This window comes from Lachnoclostridium edouardi, assembly GCF_900240245.1.
Classification (GTDB): domain Bacteria; phylum Bacillota; class Clostridia; order Lachnospirales; family Lachnospiraceae; genus Lachnoclostridium_A; species Lachnoclostridium_A edouardi.
This window is the reverse complement of the sequence record NZ_OESQ01000001.1, coordinates 1,274,712-1,287,465: the sequence shown is the minus strand read 5'-3', so window position 1 is coordinate 1,287,465 and position 12,754 is coordinate 1,274,712. Positions and strand designations below refer to the sequence as shown.

Here is a 12,754-nt window from a genome sequence, read left to right as displayed (position 1 = left end):
ACCAAAGATGTACGAACAGGAGTTAAAATTAGCCATTACTGCCGCTCAAGCAGCAGGGAGTTTTTTGAGGGAGCGGAAAGATATACATATAGATAAATTGGAAGGTAAGGATATTAAGTTATCTTCTGATAAACAAAGTGAACAGATCATTTTCAATATTTTGGAAGAATCTAGGATTCCAATTTTATCTGAAGAAGCGGGTTTTGTTGGAATTGAAGGTGAGTTTTGCTGGATTGTAGATCCAATAGATGGAACAATAAACTATTTTAAAGGGTTAGATGATTTTTCTTGTGTATCAATAGCATTATGTAAAAATGAAACTCCTATTTTAGGTGTTGTTTATCGTTTTAAAACAGATGAATTATTTTATGGAATTAATGGACAAGGTGCTTTTAAAAATAATCAGCCTATTTCTCCGTCCTTAATTGAAGATATATCACAAGCGATTGTTGCCACTGGATTTCCGGTAAAACGTAATTACTCTTTTGACAGTCTAAAGCAATTTATTATCCAAATTCAATCATTTAAGAAAGTTCGCATGCTTGGCAGCGCCGCACTTATGTGTACTTTTGTTGCTACAGGGACAGTAGAGGCATATATGGAAGATGAAATTATGCTATGGGATGTTGCTGCAGCTAAGGCTATTGTTGAAGCTGCGGGGGGAGTAACATACATAAAATTACTAGATGACAATAAATGTATTTTTAAAGCTTTTTCCAACAAAAAATTAATGGAGGATTATTATGCTAAGATCATTTGATTTCATTGAATATTCTAAAGAAAATTCATCCATTCAGGATAAAAGCTCTTTTAATCAGGAATTAATGATTGCAGAAAAACAAGTGCGAAATTCTAAAGGACATTTTGCTTCTGCTGAATCTAAATGTATTTGCGGAAGTAAAATGAATTATTTTTTTAGTAAATGGGGAATTACTTATAATCGCTGCCCTAGTTGCGGTTCTATAATTGCAGATGTTTCTAAAGAAGAAATTAGTTATTTTAAAAGCTGTAAGGAATTAACGGACTTCCGAGCTAGTAACTTTTATCAGGAAAGTGCCTGCGAAAAACGTGATTTAAGTTGGGAAGAATTAATAGATTGGCTGCGTTTTCGGACTTACAGATATTTAGGGGAAAAGAGTGTTTCTATCGTAGATTATGGAAACCGTTATTATGGGTTAATTAATAAATTAAAAAACTCCTCTTTTTGTAAACATTATAATTTAAAAGCCTCTATTCTTAATGAGAACTCTGTATCAGATTCTAATATTAGCCAAAGTGATATTGTTTTATACTTAAATATTCTTCAGCAAAGCTTAACGCCTGTAGAAGATTTAAGAAATGCTGGTATATGTTTAAAACCTAATGGACTTCTTTTCTTCAGTACAAGAATCGGTACAGGATTTGATGTTTTGACTTTACGTGAACACTCAAAGATTTTCCCATTTGAGCACGTATTTCTTCCTTCTATACAAGCTTTGGAAATCATGTTACAACAAGCAGGTTATAAAGTATTAGAAGTGTCTACACCTGGACGTTTAGATGCAATTTATGTCAAAGACCAGATGGAACAAATATGTTCTGAAGAATATTTTATAAAGTATTTAATGGAATATGCTGATAATGATATTCTTCAAGAGTTTCAACGCTTCCTTCAAAGAAGTAATATGAGTTCATATGTTCAGATTGTAGCACAAAAAATGGAGGATACTAAATGAAAAGATTACGGACCGCTATAATCGGTATGGGCAAAATGGGGAAAATACGATATGACGCAATGAAAAAACATGGAGGATTTGATATAGTCGCCCTTTGTGATACTAATCGTCACAATTTAGAAAACTTTACAGAGCCATGCTTTTTAGATTGGAAACAATGTTTAGAGGAAACTGAGTTAGAGGCTATTATTGTGTGTACTTATAATGCATATATTCCAGATATTGTATGCGAGGCTTTAGAAAAGGGCCTTCATGTTTTCTCAGAAAAACCACCTGGCAGAAATTTAGCGGATACTTTACGGATGCAATCTTCATCTGAAAAAAGTTCATCAGTCTTAAAATTCGGATTTAATCACAGATATCATAATTCTGTAATAGAAGCAAAAGCTTTAATTGACTCTGGCCTTATTGGTGAAGTAGTATGTGCGCGAGGTGTATATGGAAAAGCTGGAAATCCGAATTTCTCTGCGGAATGGAGAAATGATACAGCACTTTCAGGAGGCGGAATATTACTAGATCAAGGAATTCATATGCTGGATCTAATGTGCTATTTAGTCGGTGATTTTACTAAAATTAAAAGTCATGTAGATCAGTTGGTATGGAAAAACATGCCTACAGAAGATTCCGCTTTTGCTATTATGGAGACAGATAAAGGGCAGGTTGCTTCATTACATTCCAACGCAATTCAATGGAAACATAAGTTTGACTTAGATCTTATCTGCACAAATGGATATATTGCCTTAAATGGTCTTTTAACTGCAACACGTTCTTATGGTGAGGAGCGTATGACTTATTATAGAAAGGATCTTGCTGGAAAAACTGGAAAGTTAGGAAAACCATTAGAACATACATTATGTTTCAATACAGATGAATCTTGGGATTTAGAAATAGAAGAATTTTATGAAGCTATAGTGAAAGGAATGCCAATTAAGCAGGGAACTATAGAGCAGGCAGTTACTGTAATGAAACTTATTCAGACTATATATCAATATGGAGAACAGTAGATCTATGACTTGGAATCAAAAGTGGAGAACATTTTGGGCACGAAGATATATTAAAAAATTTGAAAAATACTTTCCATATATAGATATGAAAACAGAATTGTCTGGTGATTCACCAGAACTTCCATTAAAAATTATTGAAAATTTATTAAAAGATGATCCAGTTATTATGCAAAGTACTTTAAAAAGCATATATGATATGGATGAGAAATTGGTTGAAAATGTATTGGCGGATTTATTATCTTATCATACATCTGGCAAAATAAATTTAATTCAAGCTTTATTAAAACAGGACAGTTCTGCTTCAGAAGATATTATCTTATGGTATATCGAAAAAAATCCAGATTTTGAATATTCTTTAGTGGTTAATTCGCTTTTAGAGAACAGTGATGATTATTTTAATGCAACTGAAATAAGTGAAAAAATTGTTGATTATTTTCAAAAGGATTACCAGGTACTAATAGAGATTTTATCTGCTGATGACAAAAATAGAGAGATTGTAATAAAGAAATTAATAGAGAAATATCCTCTTCTTGGAAAAGAAATTATCGCTTGGTATTTGTGTCAGGAGCCAAACTATAAATACTCTCTGGCACTTAATATAATACAAGGAAATAGTAATTATATCTTAGGTGGAATCAGCCGTTGTATTTATAGTACAAGTAGTAAAATTTTAATGGTAGACGGATGGTATTTACCAAAAAGTCATTATAATGCAATTGCAGTCTATATAAATGGTAATTTATTGGGAACAGCAGCCTGCGGAATCAAAAGAATGGATGTTTATAGAAATTACCCTGAATTCAATGAAAAGTTTGCAGGTTTTCGCTTTACAGTAAAATGTGACAAAAACATAACGGAAAATGATATTGTGGTAATCCAGGTTTTAAAGGATGATATATTAATTAGAAAAACTCAAAAGAATATTAGTTTATCCACTAATGAATTAAGTGAAATTATTAATGCAGAAAATACACCAGAAATGAAACTGGAAATAATGCACAATGATCTATTAGTAGATTTTATAAATTTAAATGAGATAAAGAATATAAAGAACCTTTTTCAACCTATGGATTATGCTATACGAGCAAAGCATGAAACAGGATGGAAAATAAGAAGTATTTTAAATGACCAACTTGAAAGAGAAGTTCCCTTAATATCCCATCCTATAACTCCAGAAAATTATGATGAATATAGTGAATTAATAGAAGATATTACTGAAAATACAGAATTTTATAAAACCTATCTTTTATACAACAATTATAAACGAGTTTACCAAGACTACCAATTTATAAAAAATTATATTTCTGTTGATTCCCAAATATTAGATATAGGTGCTATACCTCCTCTTTTAGAAAGTATGATAATTAAAGGTCAATATAGAAGTTTAACAGTACTTGACCCTAATGCTGTTCATTTTTCTTCATATTTCAATAAACATAAGATTCATTATGTTAATGGCAATATATTTTCTATATCTAGTAAAGATATAACAAACAAGTATGATTTTGTTATTTTTGCAGAAGTATTAGAGCATTTAAGCGGGAATTTAATAGATATTCTTAAAAAATTAAATAATTATGTTGCTGAAGGTGGATATTTATATATTACTACACCTAATTTAAAAAGTATATCTGGTTTATATGGACTTTGTATGCGTTCTAGCGGATTAGCCTCAAAATATAGAGATACAGTGTTAGCTCAGCATAAACGATATGAGGATAATGGTTATTTTGGACATTTAAGAGAATATACACCAAAAGAAGTTATTGATTTATTATCTAACTTTGGTTTTGAGTTAGTAGAAAAACGTTGTCTACCTGAATACAGAAATGAGCATCCTTTTATAATCGCATTAGAGGAGCTTTATCCTGAGTGGGGTATTTGGGGAAAATATTTATTTAAAAAAACAAAGATTTAATTATGAAATAATTTGATTTAAATGCGGAGGAAAAAATGTCTGAAAAATTAGATAAATTGATATGCCGAATTACAGATAACTCAATAAAGGTAGTAAGTTTTGACATATTTGATACTTTACTTGTACGTCCTACAGTTGTTCCTACAGATTTATTTAAAATTATTGGAAAAAGAGCTGGTTTTTCACCTATTACTTTTAAAGAGATGCGTAAAACAGCAGAGCAAGAGGCTAGGAAACAAAAACCTTTTAATGTAGATGATATACAACTTGAGGATATTTATAAACAATTTTCAAATTTATTTTCTATATCTGCTGAAAAGGCAAAGAACATTATGGAAATTGAACTGGATGTGGAAGAACAGTATTTATATGCTAGGCAGTCAATAAAAGATGTTTTTTACAAAGCTCTTGATGCTGGAAAAGAAGTAATTATAACTTCAGATATGTATTTGCCAAAAGATTTTTTAGAAAGAGTTCTTAAAAAAAATGGATATACTGGTTATAAACACTTCTACCTTTCATGCGAGATTGGAAAAGCAAAAGGAACTGGAAAAATATATCAGGAAATTATAGCTGATTATGCCCAGAAGGGAATCAAGGCCTCCCAAATTATACACATTGGTGACAATTCTTCTGCTGATGTTCGCCAAGCTAAAAGTATAGGCTTAAATGCAGAGCACGTACCAAGTGCTATTAGTATATTTAAGAGTAAAAAAGAGTGGAATCGTTTGATTACTAATAATCATGCTGATACTGACAATACCTTTTTAATTGGATTTTTAGCAAACGATATGTTTGATGATCCATTTTTCCCATTTGCTTCTTATTCGATCTTAAATGGAGATATTAAAAATTTGGCCTATTTAACCGCTCCCTTTTTGCTATCAGCTACAAAGTGGATATTAGAAGATTCTATAAACAATCATATAGATAAATTATTACTAGCCTATCGAGATGGATACATTCCTGAAAAAATTTATAATAAGTTAACAGAATATTATCCAAAGGCGCCAAAATTAAAACCAATATATTTATCAAGAAAAATCAGATATTTTTATGCAAGCAAGAAAGAAAATGGATTATTTAGTAGTATCTTTGATCTTCCTGCAGATCCCAAAATGTCTGTTTATGATTTCATTACTAAACGATTATTAATTACAGAAGATAGAGATAAGATACAAGCACTTTCAATCTTTTTAAAACACGGATATGGAAGTAGTAAAAACGAAATTGGAAAAAGTGAAAAATATCTTTCCTTTTTAAGTGAATTAGAGCCTTTATTTAATAAGTATGCTTTTTCTAAAGTTAAAGTTATTGACGAGTATTGTAAAAGTTGTATAGAAAATTCTGATAAAAACATAGCATGTTTCGATATTGGTTATAGAGGTAGCGTAAGTCGTTTTTTAAAGGATGAAATAGGGATCTCTAATATTGGTTACCATTTTCTTGCAACTCCTTTATTGAATACTTCATCTAACAAAGAATATAATTTAAAATCCTATGTTCAATACGGGTTTAATATTCCTACTGAGACAAAGATACTCCATGCGCTTTTAGAGGATGTTATTAGTTTGCATGAGGGAAGTGCTATTGATATTTTGAAAAATAAAAATGGTTTTTCTATTATAAAGGATGATAGTGATGAAAATCCCTCAATACTTTCTGTTCAGGATCAGATTATCAAATATTGCGAAAAATTTATTGCACTGTTTAACAAAGATATTCCGCAACTACACTTTGACCATTATTTACACTTTGAATTACTTGTTCATTTTCTTAAATCTCCATGTGAAAAAGATGGAAAAGCAATGTTAAATTTGCAGTTTAAGGATTCTGGTTTTATTACTCAAAACAAAGATTTATATGAACGTTGGTATTTATCACACTTCAAGGTTCCTAAAACAAGCACAGCAGCAATTACAGTGACCAAAAGTAATTTTAGATCTTCAGTATATAATTGTTTAGATAAAATGCACTTATTGCCATATGCCAAAAAGGTATATTTTTCTTTACGTAATTTTTCTAATAAGTTGGAAATTAAAAAACATGACATATTGCCATATATTGCGCAAATAGATGATAATTTAGAGATTCTAAGAAATAGTGATCTTTTGAATGACCATAATAATATAGTTATTGTAGGTGATATGGTATCCTTTGACAAAGGCATTTGTAATTATCTAAATGGTCTAGCAACTATATTATGGGAACATGGCTATAATATGGTTTTACTATCAGAGGCTACTTATGCCTCTCTTGAAACAACTCAACGGAAAATTAAATTTTATTCTGTCATTGTACCTGAATTATTGGGGAAAAATAAATATGCACCGGAAAAAAATGTAATTCTTCCCACAGAAATTCAAAAATATGTTTCTTCAAACAGTGCATTATGTTGGGCAAAAGATAATTGGACGCAACGCCATAAAGATATGACTGAGACATATGCCCAAATGTTATGTTATTGTTCTGATAAATATTATTCCCAGGTATTTGAACTAATAAAACCTGTAGGAATTATTATGTGGAATCAATTTCATGCATTGCACCATATTATCAATGAGATAGCTAAAAGTAAAAATATTCCTACGATTTATATGGAATTTGGAAGTCTCCCAGGAACGCTTGCTTTAGAAAATCTTGGACAAATGGGTGAAAGCTATCCATCTATCCATTATGATACATTTATCAAAGAACCAGTAAGTGATTATGATTTACACCGAGCAGATATAATTTGGGATTATTTGCAATCTTCAAAATTAAACCGTAATGTACAAAAATCTTCGGAAAAGGCCGAAAATATATTACAAAAAATTGATAAATCACGGCCTACTATTTTTGTCGCAGGTCAAAATGATTTTGAATCAGGTTTATGTCCATATACTTCACACACTCAAAAATATCATTCTCCTATTTTTAAGAGTAGTGATGAAGCAGTTGTTTACTTAGCTGAATTAGCTAAAAAAAATAATTGGAATTTATTATATAAGCCTCATCCTATTATGAATATGCTGGGGTGTACCACAGCAAGTTTACCTCAAAATGTTACAGTAATTACAGATATTGATATTAACGAGATTATTGACTTTTCAGATTTAACAATAACTATCCTGTCCCAAACTGGATATATTTCTACAATACGCAAAAAGCCTACTCTTATGTTAGGATACACTCAATTACGTGGTAAAAATTGTACTTATGAGGCATTCATAAAAGAGGACATTGAGTCACAGATCAAACAAGCTCTTGTATTAGGATTTACCGAAAAACAAGAGCTAGCATTTAAAACTCATATTGCTCAGATGGTGAAGTATTATTTATTTGATGATCTGTTAAGTCGTGAGCTTCATTATGGAAAATCTATAGACATGGCTGCAGAATACATAGAACATGTATTTAAGACAAAACATACAACTTGATTTTTCCCCAGAGGGGGGATACCACTTAATCATCTAAAACGATAATTTTGAGACACACACTTTCCTGTTTTAAGACAAAAAAGGAGCTGTTTCAGAAGTAGATGGGTAATCTACTTCTGAAATCCCCCTCCCGGAAAATTAAATTCAGAAAATAGATTAAACTGTATCTATAAAGACTTTAGATACGTGGAAATACAGTAGAAGTAGTTTCTTTTTTTATATGTAAGAGGAATCAGTGCCGTAATATTAGAAATATCCATTTGGCTTTTTATTTTATCTGATAAGAAAATACTAACATTTATTTTTTATAATCCATTCTATAAAATCTCTTACAGCTCCATTTCCTCCAGTCTTTTTAGATATGAAATCTACTATTCTTTTTACTTCTTCTACTGCATCTTGGGGACATCCTTTTACCCCACAGATATTCATTGCTGGAATATCTATTATATCGTCGCCAATATAGGCTATTTCTTCATATAAACCACGAGAATTTTGTTCTATACCTAATTCCTGAGCAATTTCACAAATCTTTTCTACTTTATTTCGACATCCTTGATAATAATGGGTGATACCCAGTTCAAAGCATCTATTTTTTAAAATAGATGAATTTCTAGCTGTAATTATAATAGGCATAATCTGCTTTTTAGGTAATAAGTCATGGATGCCACAACCATCTTTAACATCAAAGGCCTTCATTATCTCCCCATCATTACCTATGTAGATTTTACCATCTGTTAACGTTCCATCAACATCAAATACTATTGCTTTCATATTATTTATTATTCTCCACCTAAAAGTATGGATTGAAATATAGATTGTGTAATAAATTCTACAGTTGTATCTTTATGTTTTCTTACATTGAAGTAATCCTTCAACATTGAAGATATTTCTTTATTAAGTTCATCCGGATGATCGTGTGTATTGGCTAAAGAAAGTTCATCGCTATAATAGTTTTTTTCTTTTCCATATCCGTCTAGCCCAGCAATTCCAATAGATTTTACATGTATTTCATCTAATAATCTCAACAACATAAGTGTTGAATTATCATTATGTAACCATCCACTTTTAAATAGACGTAAAAAGGAAACTAAATACATATTTTTTTCCGGATTAGTTGTAATATTAGAGGTAATAATTTTAGGGCAGTCTATGAACTCTTGTTGCGATTTCCAATAATCGTATCTCTTTATATTATTTATATATATATAATTATTGTCTATTTCTTTATCTAAAAAATTTATATTTATAACTATACTTTGTTTTTCTTTGATATATTTTCGTATAATATCTTTTTCATCACGTACAGATTTTCCAGGAGCTATAATCACAATATTTTTACCATGCAATTTCTCAGAGAGTTCTTTGACTGTATTATTATCATCAATGTCCGTTTTTAAAAGCTGTATATAAAGAGATTCTAGTAAATCATAATCATATCTTTTCCGTTGGAGAGTATTTAAACTATTAATAATATGTTTGATATCCCTTGAACGAATACTATTTTTCTTTTTTAAATATCCAATATTATTTACATGGGCACTGTAACATCCCGCAATAAAATAATCCGTTGAATATCCCCAAATACATCTAGAACGGATATTTTCCATATAATTATCTATAATATCTAAGATAACATCCATATTATAATTATATGAGAGATGTTGATTCATATATTGTGCTATTAACTCAGTTGGTGTATTTCCTGCGCCCCTCCCCATTCCTGATAAAGTCGCATCAATAATTCCTAATCGTTGTTTATCCAGAATTGACAAAAATTCTTGAGATAACGCATTTGACATTTGCATATTATTATGTGAGTGAAAACCAATAGCACTGGAACTAATTAGATGTTTATGAATAACAGAATAAATTCGTCGTAGATCCGTTAAATACATAGATCCAAATGTATCCACAATAGAAAAACAGTAAGGTTCAATTGTATTCACCGCTTGAATTAGATCTAGCAATTCATTTTCTGTATATCCCATAATATCAACAGGTTGTACAAAAACTTTATATCCTTTTTCTTTAATAGCACGACAAAAGTCAATTACATCAAAACGCTCATGCTTAAAAAAACAAGCGCGAACCGCATCAAATGAACGGCCGTCATTTATGTCTAAATTAGAAATAGTGTATCGACTAAAATCAGCCAATACTGTATATAAAATATCAGATTTCTTTGAAGAAAGGACTTTAGCTGCATCCTTGCTATTAAAGTAAACAGTTTTTCCTACATCCATTCCAGTGTCTTGAAGAAAACCTATTTCGATCAAGTCAATATTCGCACGCTGCAATCCATCTATAATTCCTAAAATATTTCTCTCTCCAAATTTTTTATTTAGAAGATAAGCTCCATCCCGCAAAGTACAATCTAAAATTTTACCGTTTTTCATTACTAGTCCTTTCTTTTATGATTTTTTCTACATCTAAAATATGATTTGGAATATCTACACCTATGCTATCAAAACAAGTTTCACCAACTCTTATTTTGTATCCATTCTCTAAAGCTCTTAAAGGTTCTATTCCTTCCCCTAGTTCCAGATTTGTCTGATCTAAATGATGAAATTTACAAAGAAAATCTTTTGTATATGCATAGATTCCAACATGACGATATGTTTTTGACAATACGCCATCTTTTAGATTAGAGGGAATTATAGATCTTGAAAAAAACATTGCATCCTGATTAATATCCGTTACAACCTTAACTGTATTTATGGAATTAATAATATAAGGATCTGTAATTTCCTTTTTTAAAGTCGCAAAATAAACTGTTGGATCATCGAATAGTCGAATAACTTGTCGAATCATTTCTGGTTCAATAATAGGTTCATCCCCCTGTATGTTAATAAAATATTGGGCTTCTATATGCTCTGCAGCTTCTGCCACTCTATCGCTTCCTGTTGGATTATCAGATGTCATTATTACTTCTAAGTTTAGTTCTTTACATTTTTCAAAAATGACTTCACTATCAGTTGCAACATATATAGCCTCTAGCTCTTTTACTTTTAAACATTGCTGATAAACCCACCATATCATGGGTTTTCCACAAATATTTGCTAACGGTTTCCCTGGAAACCTTGATGATTTATATCGTGCGGGTATTACTCCTACAAACTTCATAATTTCTTATCCCCTCTCTTCAAGTTGTTTTAATAATTCTTGCTCTCTATTAATATAAAATAAAAGTCTCTTTTCAGTAGCCTCTAAAATTCCCATTAAAATTTGAATATATAATGCGTCCCCTTCATATTGTTCTGAAAATAAGCGTGCATTTTGATATGGCAACAATTTTTCTACATTATTCATTTTTTTTAAAGCTCCTTCCTGGTTATAGATATAAATTGTATTTAAGGTAGTAATTCTAGAAGCTTTTTCCATTTGGATTTTAATAGGATATAATGAATTCTTTGAATTTATTAATAAACTATTCATCCAACGTTTATCCTGTTTTGAGTGTAAAAATATCAAAATAGCTTTTGAATTAATCTGATCTATGGAATAATCAAATAATTCGTAATCATCAATATAGATCACACTATTATCCGGAATATTTAACAGGTCGCTTCCTGACGATAAATATTGGACTTTTCTGGGACTAAGATCAGAATATTTTAGTAAATTCTCAAAAGTTATACAATGCACTCCAAATGCATAGAAATTAAATTCTCTGTTTATATAATCTTCAGTTATTTTTAAAGCAATGTAATAACTATGCGTAAATTTGTAATTACTCTCATATAAAAAATCAAATGATATTTTTTTATTAAAAAACTCACCAATTAAATTTATGGCAGTAGAGCTTACTGTTATAATACTATTGGGTAGTACTTTAAACAGAAAGGGTAATAATTCAGATGGCACAGAATCACGTATGATTAAAGCATTTTCAAAGATATTTTCATAATCCATAATATCTGCTGGATGGGTTTTAATAATTAGTTGCGTATTATTGTCCGTGAAGTAATCAATAATTATGCTATAAATTTCTTTTTGCTGAGACCAACTTATAATATTTAAGTTAGCAAAATGTTGTGTTAATAATAAACAGCTATTCATAGAAACAGCAAATTCATTTGTATTCAAAAAAATACTGATAATTTGATTTAACATATTTTTAGATAGACTTTTTAGCTCATCTAATACATTAAAATCAAAATATCTATTTGAATCTAAGGAAATAGTCTGATTTATGAGTGAACAATATACTTTTTTAATTAACATACTATTACCGTCATAAAGGCCGAATTTTTTAGCATAATTATCTTGAAATATTGAACTATTTTTGACATTTTCACTCAGTTTGTCTATATTACTTAAAATACCACTACATTCTTCAAACATAGAGAAACTAATATTCTTTAAACTCAAATAAATTCCAAACCATAAGTGAGCGCCTGCTACATAAACTTCATTGAATTCTTTTAAATCATAAGGTATATTACTTTTATATTCTTCTTCCGCCTGGGATAAAAAAAGATGTTCATCATTATTTCTAATTGCAATATAATTTAAGGCATATACCTCATCAAATAGTTTATTAGTTAATATTCTTTTAAAATATTGCGTATTATTTTTGATAAAAACATCCACTATTAATATTGAAGGTTTATTTGGATAATACTTTCTTCTATGTAAAATACTGCACAGCAATTGATAATATGTTCCTGCATAATATAAAATCATTTCTTTTCC

Annotated in this window: 9 protein-coding genes; 5 read left to right on the top strand and 4 right to left on the bottom strand. The window is 30.0% G+C overall.

Annotated elements, in window-relative coordinates:
* Positions 1-7: 7 nt before the first annotated feature.
* Genes C1A07_RS06020 through C1A07_RS06000 form a run of 5 tightly spaced genes read left to right on the top strand, consistent with a single transcriptional unit; the run spans position 8 to position 8,056 of the window.
* Positions 8-760, top strand: a complete 753-nt coding sequence (locus C1A07_RS06020; RefSeq protein ID WP_101876305.1) for an inositol monophosphatase family protein — start codon at positions 8-10, stop codon at positions 758-760.
* Entirely contained in the window at positions 744-1,715 is a 972-nt protein-coding gene (locus C1A07_RS06015; protein ID WP_101876304.1) for a class I SAM-dependent methyltransferase, read from the top strand. Before C1A07_RS06020 ends, C1A07_RS06015 begins: the two co-directional genes overlap by 17 nt.
* Positions 1,712-2,719, top strand: a complete 1,008-nt coding sequence (locus tag C1A07_RS06010; RefSeq protein WP_101876303.1) for a Gfo/Idh/MocA family protein — start codon at positions 1,712-1,714, stop codon at positions 2,717-2,719. The genes C1A07_RS06015 and C1A07_RS06010 overlap by 4 nt, the downstream gene beginning before the upstream one ends.
* Positions 2,720-2,723: 4 nt before the next feature.
* Positions 2,724-4,637 carry a class I SAM-dependent methyltransferase gene (locus C1A07_RS06005; RefSeq protein WP_180952195.1) on the top strand — a complete coding sequence of 638 codons (1,914 nt, stop codon included), beginning with the start codon at positions 2,724-2,726 and terminating at the stop codon, positions 4,635-4,637.
* A 35-nt stretch (positions 4,638-4,672) separates the two neighbouring features.
* Positions 4,673-8,056 carry a hypothetical protein gene (locus C1A07_RS06000; RefSeq protein ID WP_101876301.1) on the top strand — a complete coding sequence of 1,128 codons (3,384 nt, stop codon included), beginning with the start codon at positions 4,673-4,675 and terminating at the stop codon, positions 8,054-8,056.
* A 291-nt stretch (positions 8,057-8,347) separates the two neighbouring features.
* Here the strand turns inward: C1A07_RS06000 and C1A07_RS05995 are convergent, their stop codons facing one another.
* The 4 genes from C1A07_RS05995 to C1A07_RS05980 are packed head-to-tail and all read right to left on the bottom strand — an operon-like array spanning position 8,348 to position 12,745.
* Entirely contained in the window at positions 8,348-8,830 is a 483-nt protein-coding gene (locus C1A07_RS05995; RefSeq protein ID WP_242972266.1) for a KdsC family phosphatase, read from the bottom strand.
* 8 nt (positions 8,831-8,838) lie between these two features.
* Entirely contained in the window at positions 8,839-10,455 is a 1,617-nt protein-coding gene (locus C1A07_RS05990) for an aldolase catalytic domain-containing protein (RefSeq protein WP_101876299.1), read from the bottom strand.
* On the bottom strand, positions 10,442-11,182 hold the full coding sequence (gene kdsB, locus C1A07_RS05985; RefSeq protein WP_101876298.1) for a 3-deoxy-manno-octulosonate cytidylyltransferase: 741 nt from the start codon (positions 11,180-11,182) through the stop codon (positions 10,442-10,444). The genes C1A07_RS05990 and kdsB overlap by 14 nt, the downstream gene beginning before the upstream one ends.
* 6 nt (positions 11,183-11,188) lie before the next feature.
* Entirely contained in the window at positions 11,189-12,745 is a 1,557-nt protein-coding gene (locus tag C1A07_RS05980; RefSeq protein WP_101876297.1) for a polysialyltransferase family glycosyltransferase, read from the bottom strand.
* Positions 12,746-12,754 lie beyond the last annotated feature (9 nt).